We start from the raw sequence: 21,811 nt of genomic DNA on the forward strand, positions 1-21,811 counted from the left end.
GCGAGGACACGCAGTGCCGAGCGTGGGGGCCTGTTCTTCGCTGGCAGAATGCTTCGGCCATATAACGAACGAGGGGAAGCCAGCACGTGTCGATCTACGAACTGAAGCCGCGTTTCCAGGCCCTGCTGCGGCCTCTGGTGATCCGGCTGCATGCGATGGGCGTCACCGCCAACCAGGTCACGCTGGCGGCATGCGCGGTATCGGTGGCGCTCGGACTCTGGCTCTTCTTCGCGGCGCCCTCGCTGGCGGCCTTCGGGCTCATCCCGTTGTGGATGTTCCTGCGCATGGCCTTCAACGCCATCGACGGCATGCTGGCGCGCGAGCACAACCAGCAGAGCAAGCTGGGCGCCTTCCTCAACGAACTGACCGACGTGGTCTCCGACGCGGCGCTGTACCTGCCTTTCACGCTGGTCCAGCCCTTCGGCGGCTTCTGGGTCGGCACCGTCATCGTGCTGGCCGGGCTGAGCGAGTTCGCCGGCGCGCTGGGCCCCACCGTGGGCGCCTCGCGCCGCTACGACGGCCCGCTGGGCAAGAGCGACCGGGCCTTCGTGTTCGGCGCGCTCGGCCTCTACGTGGCGCTGGGCGGGCCGCTGCCGGGCTGGACGGCCTGGCTGATGCCGCTCGTGGCCGCGCTCGTGGCCTGGACCATCACCAACCGCATCCGCCGGGCGCTGGCGGAGGCAGACGACAAGAATCAGACAGGGACTCAATGACGAACACCACTCCACGCATCGCCGAGGAACTCCACTTCCAGACGCACGACGGCGAATCGCTCTTCTATCGCCGCTGGCCCGCCACGGGGGCCGCGCGGCGCGGCGCCGTGCTGCTTTTCCACCGCGGCCACGAGCACGGCGCGCGCATGGCGCACCTGGTCGACGAGCTCGACCTGCCCGACTTCGACTTCTACGCCTGGGACGCCCGCGGCCACGGCCGCTCGCCGGGCCAGCGCGGCTACAGCCCCAGCTTCGGCACTTCGGTGCGCGACGTGCAGACCTTCGTGCAGCACATCGGCGCGGTGCACGGCGTGCCCGAGCAGGACATCCACGTGGTCGCGCAGAGCGTGGGCGCGGTGCTGATCGCCACCTGGGCGCACGACTACGCGCCCAAGGTGCGCGGCCTCACGCTCGCCTCGCCGGCCTTCAAGGTCAAGCTCTACGTGCCCTTCGCGCGGCCCGGCCTGACGCTGATGCACAAGCTGCGCGGCCTGTTCTTCGTCAACAGCTACGTGAAGGCGAAGTTCCTCACGCACGACCCGGAGCGCATCGCCAGCTACGAGAGCGACCCGCTCATCAGCCGGCCGATCGCCGTCAACATCCTGCTGGGCCTGTACGAAGCGGCCGAACGCGTGGTGGCCGACGCCAACGCGATCACGCTGCCGGTGCAGCTGCTCATCTCGGGCGCCGACTGGGTGGTGCACCACAAGCCGCAGCACCAGTTCTTCGAGCGGCTGGGCAGCGCGGTTAAGACCAAGACCGAGCTGCCGGGCTTCTTCCACGACACGCTGGGCGAGAAGGACCGCGCGCCGGCCGTGGCGCAGATCCGCGAATTCATCCTGCAGCGCTTCGACGAGCCGGCCGTGCCGGTCGACCGCCGCGAGGCGCACCTCAGCGGCGAGACGGCCGAGGAGTCGCGCGCGCTGGCCGAGCCGCTGTCGCCCCTGTCGCCGCGCGGCGCCTACTGGGCCATGACGCGCGCCGGGTTGAAGCTGGGCGGCACGATGTCCGAGGGCATCAGGCTGGGCCACGAAACCGGCTTCGACTCCGGCAGCACGCTCGACTACGTCTACCGCAACCATCCGCAGGGCAGCTCGTTCATCGGCCGCTCCATCGACAAGACCTACCTCGAATCGATCGGCTGGCGCGGCATCCGCCAGCGCAAGATCCACGTCGAGGAACTGCTGCGCATCGCGATGGAGCGGCTGGCCGAGATGCACCGCGAGGTGCGCCTGATGGACATCGCCGCCGGCCACGGCCGCTACGTGCTCGACGCGGTGCAGGCCAGCCCGGTCAAGGCCAGTTCGATCCTGCTGCGCGACTACAGCGACATCAACGTGCGCGACGGCCGCGCGCTCATCGCCGAGAAGGGCCTGGAGGACATCGCCCAGTTCGTGCAGGCCGACGCCTTCGACCGCATGAGCCTGGCCAGCGTCACGCCGCGGCCCACGCTGGCCGTGGTGTCGGGCCTGTACGAGCTCTTCCCCGACAACGAGATGGTGCGCCGCTCGCTCGCGGGCGTGGGCGACGCGGTGGAAGACCGCGGCTACCTGGTCTACACCGGCCAGCCCTGGCACCCGCAGCTCGAGATGATCGCGCGCGCCCTCACCAGCCATCGCCAGGGCGAGGCCTGGGTGATGCGCCGCCGCACGCAGTACGAAATGGACCAGTTGGTGGAAGAAGCGGGCTTCCGCAAGATCGACCAGCGGGTCGACGAGTGGGGCATCTTCACGGTGTCGCTGGCGGTGCGCGTCACGCAATGACGACCGCCCCGCCGGCACGACGGCCCTGGAAGCGCGCAGCCGCCTGGCTGGTGCTGCTGGGGCCGCTGTTCTACGCGACCTACGGCTTCGCCAACTGGTGGGCCACCACGCGCGCCAACGTGCCGTCGATGGCCTTCGAATGGGAGCGGCACGTGCCGTTCTGGCCGTGGACCATCTTCCCGTACTGGACGATCAACGCCTTCTACGCGCTGTCGCTCTTCCTCGCGCGCAGCAAACATGCGCTCGACCGGCATGCGCTGCGGCTGCTGACGGCCACGCTCGTCGCCTGCACCTGCTTCGTGCTGTGGCCGCTGCACTTCAGCTTCGGGCAGCCGCCGGTCGACGGAGCGCCGGCCTTCCTGTTCAACGCGCTGCGCGGCTTCGACCAGCCCTTCAACCAGGCGCCATCGCTGCACATCGCGCTGGCGGTGATCCTGTGGGACTGGTATCGCCAGTTCCTGAAGCCGCTGTGGGCGCGGCTGGTGCTGCACGTGTGGGCCTTCGCCATCTGCGCGTCGGTGCTCACGACCTGGCAGCACCACTTCATCGACATTCCGACCGGCGCGCTGCTCGGCATCTTCTGCGTGTGGCTGTGGCCGCTGGAGCGCGTGGTGTCGATGCCGCGCGCCTGGCGCACCACCCGCGATCCGCAGCGCTGGAAGCTGGCCGGTTTCTACGCGGTGGGCGCGGCGCTGTTCCTGGCGGCGGCGCTCTACGGCGGCGGCATCGCGCTGTGGCTCGCCTGGCCGGCCGCCTCGCTGGCGCTGGTGGCGCTGAACTACGCCGGCTTCGGCGCGCGCGGCTTCCAGATGGACGGCCATGGCCGCATGGCCTGGGCGGCGCGGTGGATGCTCGCGCCCTACCGGCTCGGCGCCGCCATCAACGCCTGGCTCTGGACGCGCAGCCTGCCGGCCTCGGTCGAGATCGTGCCGGGCCTGCGGCTGGGCCGCCGGCCGACGCACGCCGAATGGCTGGCGGCCGGTCGGCCCCGGCTGGTGAGCCTGTGCGCCGAGCTGCAGCTGCCCGCCGGCGTGCCGCACGCGCGCTGCGTACCTATCCTCGACCTGACGGTGCCACCCACCGTGCGCCTGCAGCGCGCGGCGGCCGTCATCGAAGGCCAGCGCAGGAACGCGGACGGTGCCACAGTGTGGGTCTGCTGCGCGCTCGGCTTCTCGCGCAGCGCGGCGGCGGTGATCGCCTGGCTGGGCCGCTACGGCGCGGCCGGTGGCGTCGCCCAGGCCGAGGACACGGTGCGCCGGGCACGGCCGCAGATCGTGCTGCGGGATGCGTGGCGGGTTTCCCTGGAGCCGTTCGAGCCCTTGCAGGAGGTGCCGCACCATGACCGATGACAACGACAGAACCACATGCGCCGCGCTCGCGGCGCTGCTGCGCGCCATGGCGCTGCTGGCCCTCTGGGGCTTCGCGCTCACCTGCATCTCGGCGCTGGTGCTCGCGCTGACGCTGCGTTCGCTCTCGACCACCGCCACCATGGGCTTCGGCGCCGTCGTCATCCTCGGCGCGCTGGAGCGCTACTTCGCGTTCCGCCTGCGCTTCGACGAGGCGCTGTTCGACGGCCTGGCGCGCAACACCGTCGCCTCGCTCGAGGCGCTCGATCGCGCGCTCTCCTCGCTCGGCCTTCGCGAGCCGCCGCCTTCGCAGCATGCGCCCCGCCCGCTCGACGACCGCGTGCAGGGCACCCGCCAGCTCATGCAGCGCCACGCCATCGTGGTGGCCTGCCAGAGCGCCTTGTTCCTACTAGCCTTGATGACACAGGACTTGTCATGACTCTCCCCCAGGCTTGCCCACTGCGTGTGGCCTCCTCCCCCCTCGCCGGGGGCCGCACCAGCGGCCCGGCAAAGCCGGTTCCGCGGTGCGCACCGAACCAGGCGTTCACGCCGGAGGCGACGCTTTGAGCGATAGCACGGACAAGCCCGAAAGCACCGTGCTGCGGCGCGGGCTCGCCATCGTGGCGGGCAAGCTCATCATCGGCGCGGCCGGGCTGCTGACCGGCGTGCGCGCCATCTGGTCGGGCACCACGCCCAAGGCCGAGCAGACGCTGTACTTCGCCAACCACACCAGCCACGGCGACTTCGTGCTGCTGTGGGCCACCCTGCCGCCCGACCTGCGCGCGCTGACGCGGCCCGTGGCGGGGCAGGACTACTGGATGGCCTCGAAGCTGCGGCAGTTCATCGGCATCGACGTGTTCAACGCGCTGATGATCCGCCGCGACGGCTCGGGCCAGGGCGAGAACCCGGTGGAGCAGATGAAGCAGGCACTGGACGCCGGCGACTCGCTCATCATGTTCCCCGAGGGCACGCGCAACACCGGCGACGAGATCCTGCTGCCCCTGAAGAGCGGCCTCTTCCACCTGGCGCGCGCCTGCCCCAACGTGCGGCTGGTGCCGGTGTGGATCGAGAACCTCAAGCGCGTGCTGCCCAAGGGCACGCTGGTGCCGATTCCGCTGGCGTGCACGGTGCGCTACGGCGCGCCGATCTCGCTGGCAGAGGGCGAGGACAAGACCAGCTTCATTGCCCGCGCTCGCGCCGCCATGCTCGACCTGCGGCCCGAGTACGACCGCATCGAGGAGAACGGACAAGCCGGAAACAACAACACAGGGACCGCCGCATGATCGAGCTCTCTCCCTTCGCGTGGACCACGCTCAAGCTCTTCGGCGGCGTGGCCGGCGTGCTGGTGCTGGCCTCGGCCATCGGCGCGCTGCTCAAGTGGAAGGTGGCGCACAGCCAGCCGCACTCGGTGATCGACAACCTCAACTCGCGCGTCAACGCGTGGTGGGTGATGGTGGCGGTGATCGGCATCGCCTTCGCCTTCGGCAAGGGCGGCGTGATCGTCCTGTTCTACCTGATCTCGTTCTATGCGCTGCGCGAGTTCATCAGCCTGGCCTACACGCGCCGCGGCGACCATGCGCCGATCGCGCTGGCCTTCTACCTCGCGCTGCCGGGGCAGTACTTCCTGATCTGGATCGACTGGTACGGGCTTTACGCCATCTACATCCCCGTCTACGCCTTCCTGCTGTTGCCCATTCTGGCGGCGGTGGGCGGCGACACGCGGCGCTTCCTGGAGCGCACCTCGAAGATCCAGTGGGGGCTGATGGTGTGCGTGTTCTGCATCAGCCACGTGCCCGCGCTGCTCACGCTGCAGATTCCGGGCTTCGAGGGCCGCAACCTGCTGCTGATCGCCTTCCTCGTGATCGTGGTGCAGGGCAGCGACGTGCTGCAGTACGTGTGGGGCAAGCTCTTCGGCAAGCGCAAGGTGGCGCCCGAGCTCTCGCCCTCCAAGACATGGGAAGGCCTGGTCGGCGGCGTCGCGAGCGCCACCGCGCTGGGCGCGGCGCTGTACTGGGCCACGCCCTTCAACCCGTGGCAGGCGGCGCTGATGGCGCTCACCATCTGCCTCATGGGCTTCTTCGGCGGGCTCGTGATGTCGGCCATCAAGCGCGACCGCGGCGTGAAGGACTGGGGCTCGATGATCGAGGGCCATGGCGGCATGCTCGACCGGCTCGACTCGGTGATCTTCGCGGCGCCCATCTACTTCCACGCGCTGCGCTACTGGTGGGTGCCATGAGCAAGGCGCAAGAGCAAGAAGAGCGCGTCGTGCACGAGGCGCCTCTGGAGTGCGCCAACGCAGCCGCGTGGGCGCGCTGGCTCAGGCGCCACCACGCCAGCGCCGCCGGAATATGGCTGCGCATCGCGAAGAAGGACAGCGGCATCGCCTCCATCGACTACGCCGCCGCGCTCGAAGAAGCGCTGTGCTGGGGCTGGATCGACGGCCAGCGCAGGAGCGACGACGCGCAGTACTTCCAGCAACGCTTCACGCCACGCACCAAGCGCAGCATCTGGTCGCAGATCAACCGCGCCAAGGTGCTCAAGCTCATCGAGGAAGGCCGCATGCAGCCGGCCGGCCATGGCGAGATCGAACGCGCCAAGGCCGACGGCCGCTGGGAGGCGGCTTACGAGGGCGTCAGCGCCGCGACGGTGCCGCCCGACCTGCAGGCCGCGCTCGACGCCAACAAGAAGGCCGCGAAGTTCTTCGCCACGCTCGATTCGCGCAACCGCTTCGCGGTGCTGTTCCGCACCCAGGGCGCGAAGAAGCCCGAGACCCGCGCGCGGCGCATCGCGCAGTTCGTGGAGATGCTCGCCAAGGGCGAGAAGATCCACCCCTGAGCCTCATCCGGCTCCTCCTCAGGTGCCGGCGGCGATGCGCGCCAGCCGGTCCGCATCGACGATGCGGATGCGCTTGTAGCGCATGTCGATGGCGCCCTCTTCAACCAGGCGTCCCAGTTCCTTGTTGATGGTCTGGCGCGACAGGCCCAGCATGGCCGCCAGGTCGTTCTGCGACAGCCGCACCAGCGGCCCCCCGGCGTCCTCCGCGGTTCCAGGACCCTGCCCGCCGTAGAAGTGGACCAGGCTCATCAGCGTGGCCGCCACACGCCCGTGGATCGAGTTGAGCATCTGGTTCTGCAGCAGCACGATGCTCAGCCGCTGGCGCTGCAGGCCCAGCTTGGCCACGTCGCGCCACAGCACCGGCTCGGCGTCGAGCACCGCGATCACCGCGTCGCTGGGCAGGTGGACGATCACCGAATCCTCGTGCGCGTGGTAGTCGTAGGCCAGCGGAACGTCTTCCAGCAGCCGCACCAGCGGCGCCACCTGCCCCGGGCCCAGCAGTGCGTTGACGTACTTGCGGCCGTTGGCGCTCATGCTGCTGATCTCGAGGCAGCCCGACACCACCACCAGCAGCTCGCGCCGGTGGCGGTCGTGCGCGAGCACCTGCGTGCGCCGGCTGTAGCGCTCCATGCGCGCGGACTTCATGAGCTCGGTGCGGCGCGCGTCGGGCCAGCGCGAGAACAGCTCGTTCCAGCGCAGTGCGCGCTCGATGAGCGCGGCGCTCTCTTCGGCGTTCCTGGGGGTGGAGCGGGGCGATCGGGTCAGCGGGTTCTCCCTGCCGTGATGTTCATGAATCTGTCAAAGCATTGACAGATTCGGGAGGGCGTCATTTCTATCGTAAGCACCGGACATCCACAAGCACACAAGCGGCACCGCCATGCATCCGCATGCGGCAAGCCCTACCGGAGACAAGCAGCACATGAAGAAGACAGCCGCCGCCGGCCTCGCGCTGGCGGCCTACTCCTCGCTCACCCTGGCCCAGAGCAGCGTGACCATCTACGGCACGGTCGACCTCTACATGGCCTTCGCCAAGTCGGGCATCACCTCGTCGAAGCGGCTCGAAGATGGCGGCCAGACCGCCTCGCGCCTGGGCTTTCGCGGCACCGAGGACCTCGGCGGCGGGCTCAGCGCGCATTTCACGCTCGAAAGCGGCTTCGCGCCCGACACCGGCAACGGCACGCTGCCCGGGCCGGCCATGTCGTTCAGCCGGCAGTCCTTCGTGGGCCTGTCGGGACCGTGGGGCCAGATCGATGCGGGCCGCATGTACACGCCGATGTTCTACACGCTGTTCAAGGCCGACCCGTACGGCGTGAACTCGGTGTTCTCGCCGATCAACCTGGTGGCCGCCACCGACGCGCAGCCGGGGCTCACGCCCTTCGCCGCGCGTGCCAGCAACATGGTGCGCTACCGCACGCCGGTCAGCAGCGACTTCTTCGCGGACATCGCCTACGCGCCGGGCGAATCGAGCGCGCCCAGCCACCAGAGCGGCAACTTCTACGGCGGCAGCCTGGGCTGGTCACGCAAGCCCTACTACATCGCCTACGCCTTCCAGCGCGCGCGCTCCGGCTCGGCCGCCGCGCCCGTGGCCGAACCGGCCACCACCACCTACCAGGCACTGAGCGGCGCCTACGAGCTGCCGGACATCGGGCTGCAGTTCTACGCCAACTACGTGCGCAACAGCTCGAACCTGCCGCGCGTGCCCACGGCGAAGCTCGCGAGCCTGGGCGTCACCTACAACGTGACGCCCGCCTCGAACCTGATATTCGAGGCCATGCAGCGCAAGGTGGACGACACCGGCCGCTCGCAGCTCGCGTGGACGCTGGGCTACGACTACTACCTGAGCAAGCGCACCGTGCTCTATGCGCGCTGGCTGCGCCTGCTCAACCGGCACGGTGCCTCGGCCTCGCTCGCGACCATCGCCGTCGCGCCCGACAGCGGCGCCGGCGTGCGCGTGCTCGCCGCCGGCATCCGCCACAACTTCTGAAACCGCTCCTCTTTCCTCTATCCATGGATTTCTTCTCGTCCCAGGCCGAATCGCTCTCGGCCCTGTTCGCGCCAAGCTCCATCGCGGTGGTCGGCGCCTCGTCCAGCCCGCAGAAGATCGGCGGCATCCCCATCGATTACCAGCGCCGCTTCGGCTTCGACGGCGCGCTCTACCCGGTCAATCCCAACGCCGGGCGCATCCAGGAACTGCAGGCCTGGCCCGACCTGCGGTCCATCGGCAAGCCGGTGGACCTGGCCATCCTCGCCGTGCCCGCCGCGCTGGTCGACGGCGCGCTCGACGACGCCATCGCCGCGAAGGTGAAGGGCGTGGTGCTGTTCTCGTCGGGCTTCGCCGAGACCGGCGCCGAGGGCGCGGCCGCGCAGGCGCGGCTGGGCGACAAGGCGAGCGCGGCCGGCGTGCGGCTCGTCGGCCCGAACTGCCTGGGCTTCATGAACATCGCGCGCAATGTCTACGCGACCTTCTCGCCGGCGCCCGGCGTGGGCCGCGTGGCGGCAGGGCGCATCGGGCTGGTGAGCCAGTCGGGCGCGTTCGGCGCGTATGCGTACTCGATGGCGCGGGCGCGCGGCGTGGGCCTGTCGCTGTGGGCCACCACCGGCAACGAGGCCGACGTGCAGTTCGCCGACTGCCTCGCCTGGCTGGCGCAGGACCCGGCCACCGACGTGATCATGGGCTACATGGAAGGCTGCCGCGACGGCCCTCGCCTGCGCGCCGCGCTGGCCCTCGCGCAGGCGAACGGAAAGCCGGTGGTGATGGTCAAGGTGGGCAGCACGGCGCTTGGCGCGCAGGCCGCGGCCTCGCACACCGCCGCGCTGGCAGGCGACGACGCGGTGTATGACGCTGTGTTCCGCCAGTACGGCGTGCTGCGCGCGCGCAATCTCACCGAGTTCTTCGACCTGGCCCACAGCGCGGCCGTGGCCGGCCGGCCGCGCGACCGCTCGATCGGCCTGTTCACGCTCTCTGGCGGCGTGGGCGCGCTGATGGCCGACGAGGCCTCGGCGCAGGGCCTGGACGTGCAGCCGCTCAGCGATGCGGCGCAGGACACGCTGCGCAGCTGGGTGCCCTTCGCGGCGCCGCGCAACCCGGTCGACATCACCGGGCAGGTCACCAACGACATGAGCCTGCTGGAGCGCAGCGCCCGTGTGATGCTCGACGACCGGGGCTTCTCATCGTGGATGGGCTTCCTCGCGGCCGCGGGCGCGTCGGACGCCTTCTGGCCGGTGCTGCGCGAACTGGTGGGCTCGCTGCGCGCGGCCTATCCCGACACGCTGCTGGCCATCAGCACGCTGCTGGCGCCCGAGCGCCGCGCGGAGCTGGAGGCGATGCGCTGCCTGGTGTTCGCCGATCCTTCGGACGGCATCCGCACGATCGCCGCGCTCGCGGGGCTGAAGACCGGCGCGGTGCCTTCGACGGTCCCGGCTCTCGCCTCGAATCCGCTGAAGCTGTCCCCCGGCACCATGTCCGAGCCCGACGCGCTGGCGCTGCTTGCCGAGGCCGGCGTGCCGGTGGTCGAGCACCGGGTGGTGCGCAGCGCCGACGAGGCGGCGGCCGCCGCCGAGGCCATCGGCGACGCGGTGGTGGTGAAGATCGTCAGCGCGGACATCCCGCACAAGTCGGACGTCGGCGGCGTTGCACTCGGGCTGCGCGGCGCTGCGCAGGCGCGCGCAGCCTTCGAGCGCACGCGCGACCATGCCCTTTCGGCACGGCCTGATGCACGGCTCGACGGCGCATTGGTGGCGCGCATGCTGACGGGCGGCGTCGAATGCATCGCGGGCGTGCACCGCGACCCGGTGTTCGGGCCGGTGCTGATGTTCGGCCTGGGCGGCATCCACGTCGAGACGCTGCGCGACGTGTCGCTGCGCGCGCTGCCGATCACGCGCGACGACGCGCTGGCCATGGTGCGCGAGCTGCGCGCCTTCGCGATCCTCCACGGCGCGCGCGGGCGTGCGCCGGTCGATCTCGAATCGATCGCCGATGCCCTGTGCGCGCTGGCGGGCTTCGCGCTGCGCGCAGGCGATTCGCTCGACAGCGCCGAGATCAACCCGCTGATCGCGCGGCCTCGGGCCGACGGCGGCTGCGTGGCGGTCGATGCGCTGGTCGTCGGACGCGCCGCATGAACAACCACGGGAGACAGACCGCATGACGACATCGAAGAGACAACTTGCCATGCTCGGCATCCTCGGCATGGGTGCCGCCATCGCGCACGCCGAAGCGCCCTTTCCGTCGAAGCCGCTGCGCATCGTCGTGCAGTACCAGGCGGGCGGCTCCACCGACATCCTCGCGCGCATCGTGGCGGAGGGGCTGTCGAAGCGGCTGGGCCAGCCGGTGGTGGTCGAGAACCGCAGCGGCGCGGGCGGGATCATCGGCACCGACTACGTCGCCAAGAGCGCGCCCGACGGCTACACGCTGCTGCTGACGGTGCCGGGCCCGGTCACCGCGAACATGGTGCTCTACAGCAAGCTGCCCTACGACCCGCGCACCGACCTGCGCATGGTCTCGGACATCGCGACCACGCGCACCGTGCTGGCGGTGCATCCTTCCGTGCCGGCGAAGGATTTCAGGAGCCTCATCGCCACGGTGAAGGCAGCGCCCGGCAAGTACACGATGGGCTCGTGGGGCCCGGGCACGCAGCCGCACCAGATCCAGGTCTACATGGACAAGACCTACGGCCTGCAGACGCTGCACGTGCCCTACAAGGGCGAGAGCCCGATGGCGGTGGACCTGATCAGCGGCGTCATCAACATGACGGTCGGCTCGGTCACCACGCTGCAGCCGTACATCGCGGCCGGCAAGCTGCGTGCGCTCGCGGTGGCCGGCCCGCGCCGCGCCAAGGCGCTGCCCGACGTGCCGACCTTCGCCGAGCAGGGCTACGCCGACGAGGTCTATGCGCTGACCGGCCCGACCTCGCTGATGGCGCCCGCGAAGACGCCCGACGCGGTGGTCGAGCGGCTGGGGCGCGAAGTCAGCGCGGTGATCCGCCAGCCCGAGGTCAGCCGCCGCATCGAGGAACTCGGCGCCGAGCCGGTGGGCAACCTGCCGGCCGAAGCCACCGCTGCCTACAAGGCGTTCCTTCCCGTGACGCTGCGGCTCACGCAGGCCACGGGCGTGAAGCTCGATTGAACCGATCCATGAACTCCAGCAAAGAGACATCCCGATGACCGCTCCCGATTCCACCGTCACTGCCGCGCGCAAGGCGCTGGCCCGCTCCATCGGCCTGGCCGCCTTCGTCTACGGCTATCCGCTCACCGAGACCTACCGCACCTGCGCGATGCAGACCGCGCCCCGGGGCGAGCGCCGCACCGGCGCCTCGCACGGTTCGGACGTGCGCGCGCCGGTGAACACGCTGCATCACGCGCCGCGCCCTTCCACCGATGAAGACCGCGACGTGGTGACGCCAGCCAACGACCTGCTCTACACCATCGCCTGGGTGCACCTGGCGCAGGGGCCGATGCTGCTGACCGTGCCCGCGTCGTCGCGCCACCCGGGCCGCTACTTCGTGCTGCCGCTGTACGACGCCTACACCGAGAACTTCGAGAACCTGGGGCCACGCAACTGCAACCCCGAGGGCGAGACGGTGGTGCTCGTCGGCCCCGGCGGCACGGTGCCGGCATCGCTCGAGGGCCACCGCGTGGTGCGCTGCCCGACCGACCTCGTCTGGCTGATCGGCCGCATCCTCGTCGGCGACGAGAGCGACTGGCCGGCCGCGCGCGCGTTGCAGTCCGAGATCAGGCTGGAGCCCGCACCCGGCACAGTGCTGCAGGGACGGCCCGCCGCCGTCGAACACTGGGCCGGCCCGGCGGTGGATGCCATGGCTGCTGCGTTCGAGAACGGCGAGCCGGCCGCGCAGGTGGCGCCGCGCTTCTTCACCAACATGTGCCTGGAGCTCGCCGAGGCGCCGGGCCGCGTGGAAGACCGCGCGCTGGTCGCCTGGTTCGGCCAGGCAGGGCTGCGACCGGACGCCACCTTCTCGTGGGACACGCTGGACGAGCCCGCGCGCGAAGGGCTGATCGAAGGCTTCGCCGAAGGCGTGCAGCTGGTAGGTGCCGCGGGCCGCAACCGCCGCCCCAAGCCCTGGTCGATGACGCCTTCCACCGGCCGCTACGGCAACGAGTTCCTCGGCCGCGCCCGCACCGCCTACCTGGGCCTGGGCGCGCTGGCCACCAGCGAGGCGGTGTACGCCGCCGCGCACTACGACGAGAAGCAGGAGCCGCTGGACGGCAGGCGCAGCTACACGATGCGCTTCGAGGCCGACGACCTGCCGCCCGCAGATGCCTTCTGGTCGGTGACGCTCTACGACGCCGACCGTTTCCTCTACCCCAACGAGATCAAACGACATGCGATCGGCGACCGCACGCCCGGACTGAAGCGCGCGGCCGACGGCAGCCTGGAGCTCAGCCTGAGCCATTTGCGCCCGGCCGACACGTCCAACTGGCTGCCCGCGCCGGCCGGCCGCTTCTACCTGATCCTGCGCATGTACTACCCGCGCGAAGGCGTGCAGAGCTGGCGCATTCCCGCCCTGCAGGCACGGGAGGCCTGAGCGATGCAGACGACAACCATCGACGACGAACTGCGCACGCTGGCCGAGCAAGCCGTCGTCTACGCCTTTCCGCTCTACGAGATGAGCCGCATGCGCGCCGCCACCTCGCCGCAACGCACCGACAGCGCCGGCGAAGCGCCCAAGCCCCATCGCTGGTGCAACGTGTTCACCCACGCGCGCCAGCTGCTGGGAGCGGGCAAGAGCCGCGTGGTGACGCCGAACAACGACACGCTCTACACCAACGCATGGCTGGACCTGGGCGACGGCCCGCTGGTGATCGACGTGCCCGACACGGCCGGGCGCTACTACGTGCTGGGCCTGCTGGACTTCTACACGAACCCCTTCGCGCATATCGGCCAGCGGCTCACGGGCACGGCCGCGCGCTCCTTCCTCGTCACGCCTCCGGGCTGGCGCGGAGAAGTGCCGGCCGCGTTCGCGCAACCCGGCTCGCACATCGAGGCACCGACGCGCTGGCTGTGGGTCATCGGCCGCATCCTGGTCGACGGGCCGGGCGACGTGCCCGCAGTCAATGCGCTGCAGGACGGCTTCGTCGTGCGCACGCTCGGCGACTGGCGGGCCGGCAAGGCGGCATCGATGCCGAAGCACTTCGACCCGGCCTGCGACCCGAAGGCGCCGCTGGGCGCCGAGCACTTCGCCACCCAGGTGAATCGGGCGCTGCGCGAGAACCTGCCGCCCGCGCGCGATGCCGCGCTGCTCGCCCGCTTCGCACGGCTCGGGCTGGGCCCCGATGCCGGCACGCCCGACGAAACGCAGCTCGGCCTGCTGCAGGACGCGCTCGATGCCGTGCTGCCGCGCCTGCGCAATGCGCAGTCGGGCACCACGGCACCTTCGGGCTGGGTGCAGATGCCGCTGGTCGAAGGCAGCTTCGGCGACGACCACCTCGCGCGCGCGCTGGTCGCGCTCAAGTACATCGGCATGCTCGAGAGCCGCGAGGCGACCTATCCGCTGGCCTGGCACGACGCCACGGGGCGCAAGCTCGACGGCAGCGGCCGCTACACACTGCGCTTCGCGCCGGGCGCGCTGCCGCCGGTCGAAGCCTTCTGGTCGCTCACCATGTACGACAGCCGCGACTACATGCTGGTGGACAACCCCATCGACCGCTACACCATCGGCGACCGCACGCCGGCGCTGCGCCGCGATGCGGACGGCGGGCTCACGCTGCACATCCAGCATGCGAGCCCCGAGGGCGAGACCGCGCGCGCGAATTGGCTGCCGGCGCCCGCCGGCGATTTCTATCTGTGCCTGCGCGCCTATGTGCCGCGCGAGGAAATGCTGGACGGCCGCTATGCGCTGCCGGCGCTGGTGCGTATCGCGGAGGCCGCATGAGCACCAACAACAGTACGAACAACACTGAACAGGAAAAGCCCTTCCTCATCGTCGGCACGGGCACCGAGACGGTTGCGCCGGGGCTGCACATCCTGCGCGGGCAGGGACAGTCCTTCGTGGCCGAGACCGATGCCGGCCTCGTGGTGATCGACGCCGGGCCAGGCGGCGCGGTGACGCAGGGCATGATCGACGCGGTGCGCCAGATCAGCAACGCGCCGCTGCATGCGCTGTGCTTCAGCCACGGGCACGTGGGCTACAACTCCGGCGTGCCGATGTGGCTCGCGCATGCCGCGCAGCGCGGGGATGCGCCGCCGCGCGTCATCGCGCACCGCAACGTGCCGAAGCGCCACGCGCGCTACCGCGAGACCGAGACGCTGCAGCACCGCATGGCGGAGATCCAGTTCAACCGGCCCGCCGGTTTCTTCGACCACCGGCTCGCCATGCATCCGCCCACGGAGATCTTCGACGACCGGCTGCAGATCGGACAGGGCGACAGCCGCATCGAGCTGCGCTGGGCACCTTCGGAGACCGACGATGCGATCGCGCTGTGGAGCCCGTCGCAGCGCGTGCTGTACGGCGGCGCGGCGCTGATCGACTCGATTCCCAACATCGGCACGCCGTTTCGCACGATGCGCGACACGGTGCGCTGGGCCGACACGCTCGAAGCGCTCGCCGCGCTCGGTGCGCGCAAGGCGGTGCGCGAGTTCGGCGCCACGCTCGAAGGCGAGGAGCAGGTGCGGCACGTGCTCACGCACACCGCGCGCGCGCTGCGCTGGCTGCGCGCCGAGGTCGTGCGGCTGATGAACGAGGGGCACAACGAGCGCGGCGTGCTGGCGCGCATGCGCTTTCCCGACGAGCTGTTCGGCGTCGAGTGGATGAAGCCCACCTATGGCGACCCCGGCTACATCGTGCGCGACATCTACCGCTCGGAGAACGGCTGGTGGGACCGCAACCCGACCTCGCTGCATCCCGAGGCGCCGGAGGCCATCGGCCGGGCCGTGGCGGAGGCCATCACCGACAAGCGCGGCGTGATCGTGCGGGCGTGCGGCTTCGCGAAGGAAGGCCGCTGGCAGCTCGCGCTGCACGTGATCGACCTGCTGGCCACGGCCGAGGGCGACGCGCCCGAGATCGTGGAGGCGCGCTCGCTGAAGGCCGAATGGCTGCGCGAGCGCGCGCGGCAGGTGCCGAGTTACGTCTCGCGCAACCTGTATCGCGTGGGCGCGGACATGATCGAGCAGGGAACGCAGGCGCGCTTCGGCATCCACTGACGAACAGGTAGATAGATAGAGAGACCAGGAGACAAGACATGAGAAGCACAACACTCCTCCGACGCCATCTGCGCAACCTGGCCGTGGGGGCGCTCGCGGCATGGGCCGCAGCCTCCGGCCATGCGCAGGGCAGTGCCGACGCGTATCCCGACAAGCCGGTGACGCTGATCGTGCCGACGGCGGCGGCGGGCGGCACCGACACCATCTCGCGGCTGATCGCGGATGCGCTCTCCAAGTCGCTGAAGCAGCCCTTCATCATCGACAACCGCCCGGGCGCCAACGGCATCCTCGGCACCGAGCTCGCGGCGCGCGCCACGCCCGACGGCTACAAGCTGCTGTTCACCTACGCGGCGGCGATGGTGGTGAACCCCAGCCTCTACAGGAAGCTGCCCTACGACCCGCTGAAGGACTTCGCGCCCGTGGCGCAGATCGGGCGCGGCGGCAACCTGCTGCTTGTGCGGCCGGACCTGCCGGTGAAGACGCTCAAGGAATTCGTCGCCTATGCCAAGGCCCGCCCCGGCAAGCTCAACTATTGCTCGTGGGGCAGCGGCTCCGGCGGCCACCTCGCGATGGAGAGCCTCAAGAAGCAGGCCGGCCTGTCGATGACGCACGTGCCCTACAAGGGCAGCGGCCCCTGCGTGCAGGACCTGATGGGCGGGCAGGTGGACGCGGCCTTCGCCGACATGTCGTCCACGGTGGAACTGGTGCGCGCCGGGCGCCTGAAGGCGCTGGCCAACAGCGGCCCCTCGCGCATCCCGATGCTGCCCGACGTGCCGACGATGACCGAGGCCGGCTACCCCTTCGGCAATTACTCGTGGTACGGCGTGCTGGCGCCCGCGAAGACGCCTCCGGCCATCGTGAAGAAGCTCAACGCGGCGGTGAACCAGGTGCTGAAGGACCCGGCCGTGGTGGAGCGGCTGCGCGAACTGAACTTCACCGACCTGCCGCAGAACACGCCCGAGCAGTTCGCCGCGACGATGCAGAAGGACCTGCACGACTGGAGCGTGCTGGTGAAGGACATCGGGCTCACGCTGGAGTGAAGCCCCGGCCGCGCCCGCCTTACTTGGCCAGCGACTTCAGCGCCAGCTTGATGCCCTCGCTCACTGCCACATCCTTGGGCAGCGCCTTCAGCGCGAGCGCGGCTTCCTTGTCGCTGTAGCCCAGCGCGACCAGCGCCTGCAGGATGTCGGCCTGCGCGTCGGAGGCGGCGTGCGCCGGCAGGCCGATGTCGGCGCCGAGCTTGCCCTTGAGCTCCAGCAGCAGCCGCTCTGCCGTCTTCTTGCCGATGCCGGGGATCTTCACCAGCCGGCCCAGCTCCTGCGTTGTGATCGCCTGCGAGAGCTCGCCCACGCTCATGCCCGAGAGCAGGCCCAGCGCGGTGCGCGGGCCCACACCGGTGATCTTGATGAGCTGGCGGAAGGCGGCGCGCTCTTCCGCCGTGCCGAAGCCGTAGAGAATCTGCGCGTCCTCGCGCACGACGAAGTGCGTGAGCAGCGACACCTTGGTGCCGACGTTCGGCAGGTTGTAGAACGTGCTCATCGGCACGTCGACTTCGTAGCCGACGCCGTTGCAGTCCACCACCACCTGCGGCGGATTGCGTTCGGCAAGGATGCCGGTCAGTTTGCCTATCATTGGCTCCCCCCCGTTGCTTGCTCACTTCGTGTAGCCGCTTCCCCCCTCAAGGGGGCAACACCGGCGGCCCGGCAAAGCCGGTTCCGCGGTGTTCCCCGCCTTGGACTGCGTTTTTTCGAGCGTGGCTGGTCTTGCATAGGGCTGCCGATTAGATGGAAATGGATACTGCGTGATTCTGCGACACACCTTTACCCCCCTGAACAATTCGCGCCTGAGCCACCTGTGCGGCCCGCTGGACGCGCACCTGCGCCGCATCGAGGACGCGCTGGGCGTGAAGATCGCGCACCGCCACGAGCAGTTCAAGGTCGACGGACCCAAGGCCCCCGCGCAGCGCGCGATGGACGTGCTGCAGGCGCTGTACGAGATCGCCCAGCGGCCTATCGACGCTGCGGTGGTGCAGCTCACGCTGGCCGGCGACGGCGGCATGCTCGAAGGCGACGAGGACGCGGCGATGCTCGTCACCCGCCGCGGCGACCTGCGCCCGCGCACGCCCACGCAGGCGATCTACCTCGACAACATCGCCAAGCACGACATCACCTTCGGCATCGGCCCGGCCGGCACCGGCAAGACCTACCTGGCTGTGGCCTGCGCGGTCGACGCGCTGGAGCGTGCGGCAGTGCAGCGCATCGTGCTGACGCGCCCGGCGGTGGAAGCGGGCGAGCGGCTGGGCTTCCTGCCCGGCGACCTGACGCAGAAGGTCGACCCCTACCTGCGGCCGCTGTACGACGCGCTCTACGACCTGATGGGTTTCGAGAAGGTGCAGAAGGCCTTCGAGCGCAACGCGCTGGAGATCGCGCCGCTGGCCTTCATGCGCGGGCGCACGCTGAACAACGCCTTCGTGATCCTCGACGAGGCGCAGAACACCACGCCGGAGCAGATGAAGATGTTCCTGACGCGCATCGGCTTCGGCGCGCGCGCGGTGGTGACGGGCGACGTGAGCCAGATCGACCTGCCCAAGAACCAGTTGAGCGGCCTGATCGACGCCGAGCGCGTGCTCAAGCGGGTGAACGGCATCGCGATGACGCACTTCACCAGCGCGGACGTGGTGCGCCATCCGCTGGTGGCGAAGATCGTCGATGCCTACGACGGCCAGCGCAAGCGCGCGGGAGGCCATTGAGATGGCGGCATCGAAGCTCCCGGCGCTTTCGCTTTCGCTGCAGTTCGGCCGCTTCAAGGGCGTGGAGCGCCATCGCGCCGCGCTGCCGCGCCACAGCGTGACGCGCTGGATACGCCATGCACTCGACATCGATGGCGAGATCACGGTGCGCATCGTCGATGCCGACGAAGGCCAGCGACTGAACCGCGAGTTCCGCGGCAAGGACTACGCGACCAACGTGCTCACATTCGACTATGCGCAGGGCCCGCTGGTGATGGCCGACCTGGTGCTGTGCGCGCCGGTGGTCGCGCGCGAGGCGAAGGAGAACCGCAAGACGCTGGCCGACCACTACGCCCACCTGCTGGTGCACGGCGCGCTGCATGCGCAGGGCTGGGACCACGAGACCAGCGAGGCCGACGCCGACGAGATGGAGGCGTACGAGATCGAGATCCTCGCGGGGCTGGGCATCCGCAGCCCGTACGGCAAGTAGATGGCAGGCCGCGGCGCTACGCCGTCATCTGCAGCGGGATGGTGACCGGCCCGTCGTTCAGAAGGTGCACCTGCATGTCGGCGCCGAATTCGCCGGTGGCCACCACCGGGTGCGCGGCGCGGGCCTGCGCCACGAAGTACTCGTAGAGGCGCCGGCCTTCGTCGGGCGGCGCGGCCTGGATGAAGCTGGGGCGGTTGCCGGCGCTCGCATCGGCCGCCAGCGTGAACTGGCTCACCACCAGCAGGCCGCCGCCGATGTCCTGCACGCTGCGGTTCATCTTGCCGGCCTCGTCGGCAAAGATGCGCAGCTTGAGGATCTTGGCGAGCATGCGGTCGGCGAGCGCGTCGACGTCGCCCCGCTCGGCGCACAGCAGCACCAGCAGGCCCGCATCGATGGCGCCGACGGTGCGGCCGGAAATGTCTACGCGGGCATTCGCCACGCGCTGGAGAACGGCTTTCATAGGGGGTGATGTTCGCCGGCCTGGGTGGCGCGGGCTTCCATGGTCAGGGGCAACAGCTGGATGGTGACGCGCAGGCCGGGCACGGCGTCCATGAGCGCCTGCTCGAGTTCGTCGCGCATGCTGGCGGCGTGCTGCAGCGTCCAGTCGCCGGGTACGTGCATGTGCAGGTCGGCAAAGCGGCGCTGGCCGGCGCTGCGCGTGACCATGTCGTCGAAGCGCAGCCGCCTGCCTTCGGGCACGCGGGTAGCGAAGGCGTCGATGGTGGCGCGCACGGTGGCGAGGGTCTCGGGGTCGAGGGCCTTGTCCATCAGGCCCTGCGAGGAGCGCCACACCAGCTTGACGCCCTCGCGGGCGATGTTCAGCGCGACGCCGATGGCCAGCACAGGGTCGAGCCAGAGCCAGCCGGTGAGCATCACGCCGACGATGCCGACCAGCACGGCGGCGGAGGTCCAGACGTCGGCCATCAGGTGGCGGCCGTCGGCCTCCAGGGCGATCGAGCGGTGGGCGCGCGCCGCGCGGAACAGCAGGAAGGCCAGCCCCGCGTTGAAGCCCGAGCTGAGCACCGACAGCGCCAGGCCCCAGCCCAGCTGCTCCAGCGGCTGGGGCGAAAGCAGGCGCTGCACCGAGACCCAGAGGATGGCGACGGCGGCCCCGACGATCAGGATGCCTTCGAAGCCCGAGGAGAAATATTCGGCCTTGTGGTGGCCATAGGGGTGGCCGTCGTCGGCCGGCCGCTCGGCGATGGTCACCATGGCCAGCGCGAAGACGGCGCTCGCGAGGTTCACGAAGGACTCCATGGCGTCCGAGATCAGGCCCATGGAATTCGTCATGTAGCCGGCCAATCCCTTGAGCGCGATCGTGATCAAAGCCACGGCAATCGAGGCGCGCAGCAGCGTCTTAGGGGTAAACATCATGCAAATGCCATCAGGAATGGAGCAGGAAGCAACGCGAAAAGCGGTAAAAGACCGCAGAAACAGCCTGAATTATCGGCCTCGTGTCCATATGTAACGCCTTCGCATTAATAATGTTTGGCAAACGTTGCGCAACTGTTATTCGCAGAGAGCCAGATGATGAAAAACCTCGTGACCGCCCTCGGCGGCCTCGCCATCGCGGGAGCCGCCATGCTGGCGCAGGCCCAGACGCCGCCGGCCGCACCCGCGGCCTCCCCCGCGACTGTTCCCGCTCCGGCACCTGCTCCCGCCCCAGCAGCGCCTGCTCCCGCAGCAGCCGTGCCGGCTCCAGTGCCTGCCGCTGCCGCTGCCAAGGCAGATCTCCAAGCCGGCTTCGTGAAGTCGGTGCGCGGCAACGTCCAGCTGCTCAACGGCGCGGGCGCCGCCCGCACCGCCAGCCCCGGTGACGCGCTGGGCGCCGTGGACCGCATCGTGACCGGCCCCGACTCCTCCGCCGCCGTGGTGCTGCGCGACGACACGACGCTGGTGGTCGGCCCCTCGTCGCGGCTCGATCTCAAGGAATTCCATTTCGACGGCACCACGCGCGAGGGCGGCATCCTGCTGTCGCTGCTGCGCGGCTCGATGCGCATGATCACCGGCCTCATCGGCAAGACCAACCCCGACGCGGTTCGGGTCGAGACGCAGACCGCCACCATCGGCATACGCGGCACCGACTTCATCGTGCAAGCCGACGGCCAGCCATGATGAAGACGCAGATGCCGAAACTCCAATCCTCCCGTTTCCCCTCGCTTCTCGCGGCGACGCTGGCCGCAGCGCTTCTGGCCGCCTGCTCCACGCCCGGCACGCGTGTGGTGCTGCTGCCGCAGGCCGACGGCAGGCCCTCGGCGGTGGTGGTTCGCGCCAAGGACGGCGAGGAAGTGCTCTCCACGCCCTACCAGCGCGCCACGGCCGCGGTCGGCGCCAAGGGCGCACCGGTGGTCGACAACGTCGATCCGGCCAAGGTGCAGGCGGAGAACAAGCCGCTGTTCGACATGCGCCCGCCCCCGCCGCAGCGCTACACGGTGTACTTCGAACTCGGCGGCACCACGCTGACGGCGGCATCGCAGCAGATCATGAGCGAGGCGCTGGCGGCGGCGCTGGCGCGCAGCGGCGGCGACATCGTGGTCACCGGCCACACCGACACCAAGGGCAACGGCGACCAGAACGACGAGCTGTCGCGCCGCCGGGCGCAGGAAGTGGCACAGCTCTTCGTGGAGCGCCAGTTCCCGGCCAACCGCATCGAGGCCGTGGGCCGCGGCGAACGAGACCTCGCCATCCAGACCGCCGACGACGTGGACGAGCCGCGCAACCGGCGCGTCACCATCGAGGTCCGCTAATTAGACATAGAGGGATCGAGCAGGTCGCCCCGGAG

The 21,811-nt window shown here is 70.0% G+C and carries 23 protein-coding genes; 19 read left to right on the forward strand and 4 right to left on the reverse strand.

Translation table 11 applies throughout. From position 1 onward, the window contains the following. The first annotated feature begins 86 nt into the window (after positions 1-86). The 7 genes from ABL843_RS27255 (at position 87) to ABL843_RS27285 (ending at position 6,657) form a co-directional block, all read left to right on the forward strand. Positions 87-713, forward strand: coding sequence for a CDP-alcohol phosphatidyltransferase family protein (locus ABL843_RS27255; RefSeq protein WP_184640856.1), 627 nt, complete (start codon positions 87-89; stop codon positions 711-713). Beyond that, positions 710-2,476, forward strand: a complete 1,767-nt coding sequence (locus ABL843_RS27260) for a bifunctional alpha/beta hydrolase/class I SAM-dependent methyltransferase (protein ID WP_418117992.1) — start codon at positions 710-712, stop codon at positions 2,474-2,476. Before ABL843_RS27255 ends, ABL843_RS27260 begins: the two co-directional genes overlap by 4 nt. Next, entirely contained in the window at positions 2,473-3,825 is a 1,353-nt protein-coding gene (locus ABL843_RS27265; protein WP_418117993.1) for a phosphatase PAP2/dual specificity phosphatase family protein, read from the forward strand. Before ABL843_RS27260 ends, ABL843_RS27265 begins: the two co-directional genes overlap by 4 nt. After that, on the forward strand, positions 3,815-4,261 hold the full coding sequence (locus tag ABL843_RS27270) for a hypothetical protein (protein WP_126023676.1): 447 nt from the start codon (positions 3,815-3,817) through the stop codon (positions 4,259-4,261). The genes ABL843_RS27265 and ABL843_RS27270 overlap by 11 nt, the downstream gene beginning before the upstream one ends. A 124-nt stretch (positions 4,262-4,385) precedes the next feature. Continuing rightward, on the forward strand, positions 4,386-5,105 hold the full coding sequence (locus tag ABL843_RS27275; RefSeq protein ID WP_418117994.1) for a lysophospholipid acyltransferase family protein: 720 nt from the start codon (positions 4,386-4,388) through the stop codon (positions 5,103-5,105). Then, the gene (locus ABL843_RS27280; RefSeq protein ID WP_418117995.1) at positions 5,102-6,058 is read left to right on the forward strand and encodes a phosphatidate cytidylyltransferase; all 957 of its coding nucleotides are present in this window, start codon (positions 5,102-5,104) and stop codon (positions 6,056-6,058) included. Before ABL843_RS27275 ends, ABL843_RS27280 begins: the two co-directional genes overlap by 4 nt. Continuing rightward, positions 6,055-6,657, forward strand: a complete 603-nt coding sequence (locus ABL843_RS27285; protein WP_418117997.1) for a YdeI/OmpD-associated family protein — start codon at positions 6,055-6,057, stop codon at positions 6,655-6,657. Before ABL843_RS27280 ends, ABL843_RS27285 begins: the two co-directional genes overlap by 4 nt. An 18-nt stretch (positions 6,658-6,675) precedes the next feature. Here the strand turns inward: ABL843_RS27285 and ABL843_RS27290 are convergent, their stop codons facing one another. Then, positions 6,676-7,287 carry a Crp/Fnr family transcriptional regulator gene (locus ABL843_RS27290; protein WP_126023815.1) on the reverse strand — a complete coding sequence of 204 codons (612 nt, stop codon included), beginning with the start codon at positions 7,285-7,287 and terminating at the stop codon, positions 6,676-6,678. Between ABL843_RS27290 and ABL843_RS27295 the strand changes: the two genes are divergently transcribed. The 8 genes from ABL843_RS27295 to ABL843_RS27330 all read left to right on the forward strand — a co-directional run bounded on the left by ABL843_RS27295 (position 7,286) and on the right by ABL843_RS27330 (position 16,851). Further along, complete coding sequence (locus ABL843_RS27295; RefSeq protein ID WP_354425458.1) at positions 7,286-7,441, forward strand: hypothetical protein; 156 nt, start codon at positions 7,286-7,288, stop codon at positions 7,439-7,441. The two genes, ABL843_RS27290 and ABL843_RS27295, sit on opposite strands and share 2 nt — an antisense overlap. Positions 7,442-7,576: 135 nt before the next feature. After that, positions 7,577-8,641 (forward strand): porin, encoded by a 1,065-nt coding sequence (locus tag ABL843_RS27300; protein ID WP_418117999.1) that lies wholly within the window; start codon positions 7,577-7,579, stop codon positions 8,639-8,641. A gap of 23 nt (positions 8,642-8,664) precedes the next feature. Continuing rightward, on the forward strand, positions 8,665-10,776 hold the full coding sequence (locus tag ABL843_RS27305; RefSeq protein ID WP_418118000.1) for an acetate--CoA ligase family protein: 2,112 nt from the start codon (positions 8,665-8,667) through the stop codon (positions 10,774-10,776). Positions 10,777-10,825: 49 nt separating this feature from the next. Next, positions 10,826-11,779: a Bug family tripartite tricarboxylate transporter substrate binding protein gene (locus tag ABL843_RS27310; protein ID WP_418120527.1), complete on the forward strand. Its 954-nt coding sequence runs from the start codon at positions 10,826-10,828 to the stop codon at positions 11,777-11,779. Between the two features lie 34 nt (positions 11,780-11,813). Continuing rightward, entirely contained in the window at positions 11,814-13,196 is a 1,383-nt protein-coding gene (locus tag ABL843_RS27315; RefSeq protein ID WP_418118001.1) for a DUF1254 domain-containing protein, read from the forward strand. Positions 13,197-13,199: 3 nt separating this feature from the next. Then, complete coding sequence (locus tag ABL843_RS27320) at positions 13,200-14,543, forward strand: DUF1254 domain-containing protein (protein ID WP_418118002.1); 1,344 nt, start codon at positions 13,200-13,202, stop codon at positions 14,541-14,543. Continuing rightward, positions 14,540-15,811: an alkyl sulfatase dimerization domain-containing protein gene (locus tag ABL843_RS27325; protein ID WP_418118003.1), complete on the forward strand. Its 1,272-nt coding sequence runs from the start codon at positions 14,540-14,542 to the stop codon at positions 15,809-15,811. The genes ABL843_RS27320 and ABL843_RS27325 overlap by 4 nt, the downstream gene beginning before the upstream one ends. Before the next feature lie 38 nt (positions 15,812-15,849). Continuing rightward, on the forward strand, positions 15,850-16,851 hold the full coding sequence (locus tag ABL843_RS27330; RefSeq protein ID WP_418118004.1) for a Bug family tripartite tricarboxylate transporter substrate binding protein: 1,002 nt from the start codon (positions 15,850-15,852) through the stop codon (positions 16,849-16,851). Positions 16,852-16,870: 19 nt separating this feature from the next. Here ABL843_RS27330 and ruvA read toward each other — a convergent pair whose 3' ends face one another. Further along, a complete protein-coding gene (gene ruvA, locus ABL843_RS27335; protein ID WP_126023684.1) occupies positions 16,871-17,443 on the reverse strand; it encodes a Holliday junction branch migration protein RuvA in 573 nt (190 codons plus the stop codon). Positions 17,444-17,612: 169 nt separating this feature from the next. On the opposite strand from ruvA, the gene ABL843_RS27340 reads away from it, so the two are divergent. Next, positions 17,613-18,560 (forward strand): PhoH family protein, encoded by a 948-nt coding sequence (locus ABL843_RS27340; protein ID WP_418118005.1) that lies wholly within the window; start codon positions 17,613-17,615, stop codon positions 18,558-18,560. Between the two features lies 1 nt (position 18,561). Continuing rightward, complete coding sequence (gene ybeY / locus ABL843_RS27345) at positions 18,562-19,029, forward strand: rRNA maturation RNase YbeY (protein WP_418118006.1); 468 nt, start codon at positions 18,562-18,564, stop codon at positions 19,027-19,029. Between the two features lie 16 nt (positions 19,030-19,045). Here the strand turns inward: ybeY and dtd are convergent, their stop codons facing one another. Further along, on the reverse strand, positions 19,046-19,489 hold the full coding sequence (gene dtd / locus ABL843_RS27350) for a D-aminoacyl-tRNA deacylase (protein WP_126023687.1): 444 nt from the start codon (positions 19,487-19,489) through the stop codon (positions 19,046-19,048). Next, positions 19,486-20,403: a cation diffusion facilitator family transporter gene (locus tag ABL843_RS27355; protein ID WP_369660735.1), complete on the reverse strand. Its 918-nt coding sequence runs from the start codon at positions 20,401-20,403 to the stop codon at positions 19,486-19,488. The genes dtd and ABL843_RS27355 overlap by 4 nt, the downstream gene beginning before the upstream one ends. A gap of 153 nt (positions 20,404-20,556) precedes the next feature. Here ABL843_RS27355 and ABL843_RS27360 point away from each other — a divergent pair, with 153 nt between their 5' ends. Continuing rightward, positions 20,557-21,144, forward strand: a complete 588-nt coding sequence (locus ABL843_RS27360) for a FecR family protein (RefSeq protein WP_184640865.1) — start codon at positions 20,557-20,559, stop codon at positions 21,142-21,144. 11 nt (positions 21,145-21,155) lie between these two features. Next, positions 21,156-21,776, forward strand: a complete 621-nt coding sequence (locus tag ABL843_RS27365; RefSeq protein WP_369660734.1) for an OmpA family protein — start codon at positions 21,156-21,158, stop codon at positions 21,774-21,776. The last annotated feature ends 35 nt before the right edge of the window (positions 21,777-21,811 follow it).

The sequence above is a fragment of the Variovorax sp. 350MFTsu5.1 genome (genome assembly GCF_048302515.1).
Classification (GTDB): Bacteria; Pseudomonadota; Gammaproteobacteria; order Burkholderiales; family Burkholderiaceae_C; genus Variovorax; species Variovorax guangxiensis.

Excerpts from the sequence above, each read along its gene's own strand:
- ABL843_RS27260 (WP_418117992.1), top strand. The coding sequence starts at position 710 with ATGACGAACACCACTCCACGCATCGCCGAGGAACTCCACTTCCAGACG.
- ABL843_RS27265 (WP_418117993.1), top strand. The coding sequence starts at position 2,473 with ATGACGACCGCCCCGCCGGCACGACGGCCCTGGAAGCGCGCAGCCGCC.
- ABL843_RS27270 (WP_126023676.1), top strand. The coding sequence starts at position 3,815 with ATGACCGATGACAACGACAGAACCACATGCGCCGCGCTCGCGGCGCTG.
- ABL843_RS27280 (WP_418117995.1), top strand. The coding sequence starts at position 5,102 with ATGATCGAGCTCTCTCCCTTCGCGTGGACCACGCTCAAGCTCTTCGGC.
- ABL843_RS27285 (WP_418117997.1), top strand. The coding sequence starts at position 6,055 with ATGAGCAAGGCGCAAGAGCAAGAAGAGCGCGTCGTGCACGAGGCGCCT.
- ABL843_RS27295 (WP_354425458.1), top strand. The coding sequence starts at position 7,286 with ATGCGCGCGGACTTCATGAGCTCGGTGCGGCGCGCGTCGGGCCAGCGC.
- ABL843_RS27290 (WP_126023815.1), bottom strand. The coding sequence starts at position 7,287 with ATGGAGCGCTACAGCCGGCGCACGCAGGTGCTCGCGCACGACCGCCAC.
- ABL843_RS27300 (WP_418117999.1), top strand. The coding sequence starts at position 7,577 with ATGAAGAAGACAGCCGCCGCCGGCCTCGCGCTGGCGGCCTACTCCTCG.
- ABL843_RS27305 (WP_418118000.1), top strand. The coding sequence starts at position 8,665 with ATGGATTTCTTCTCGTCCCAGGCCGAATCGCTCTCGGCCCTGTTCGCG.
- ABL843_RS27310 (WP_418120527.1), top strand. The coding sequence starts at position 10,826 with ATGCTCGGCATCCTCGGCATGGGTGCCGCCATCGCGCACGCCGAAGCG.
- ABL843_RS27315 (WP_418118001.1), top strand. The coding sequence starts at position 11,814 with ATGACCGCTCCCGATTCCACCGTCACTGCCGCGCGCAAGGCGCTGGCC.
- ABL843_RS27320 (WP_418118002.1), top strand. The coding sequence starts at position 13,200 with ATGCAGACGACAACCATCGACGACGAACTGCGCACGCTGGCCGAGCAA.
- ABL843_RS27325 (WP_418118003.1), top strand. The coding sequence starts at position 14,540 with ATGAGCACCAACAACAGTACGAACAACACTGAACAGGAAAAGCCCTTC.
- ABL843_RS27330 (WP_418118004.1), top strand. The coding sequence starts at position 15,850 with ATGAGAAGCACAACACTCCTCCGACGCCATCTGCGCAACCTGGCCGTG.
- ruvA (WP_126023684.1), bottom strand. The coding sequence starts at position 17,443 with ATGATAGGCAAACTGACCGGCATCCTTGCCGAACGCAATCCGCCGCAG.
- ybeY (WP_418118006.1), top strand. The coding sequence starts at position 18,562 with ATGGCGGCATCGAAGCTCCCGGCGCTTTCGCTTTCGCTGCAGTTCGGC.
- dtd (WP_126023687.1), bottom strand. The coding sequence starts at position 19,489 with ATGAAAGCCGTTCTCCAGCGCGTGGCGAATGCCCGCGTAGACATTTCC.
- ABL843_RS27355 (WP_369660735.1), bottom strand. The coding sequence starts at position 20,403 with ATGATGTTTACCCCTAAGACGCTGCTGCGCGCCTCGATTGCCGTGGCT.
- ABL843_RS27360 (WP_184640865.1), top strand. The coding sequence starts at position 20,557 with ATGATGAAAAACCTCGTGACCGCCCTCGGCGGCCTCGCCATCGCGGGA.
- ABL843_RS27365 (WP_369660734.1), top strand. The coding sequence starts at position 21,156 with ATGCCGAAACTCCAATCCTCCCGTTTCCCCTCGCTTCTCGCGGCGACG.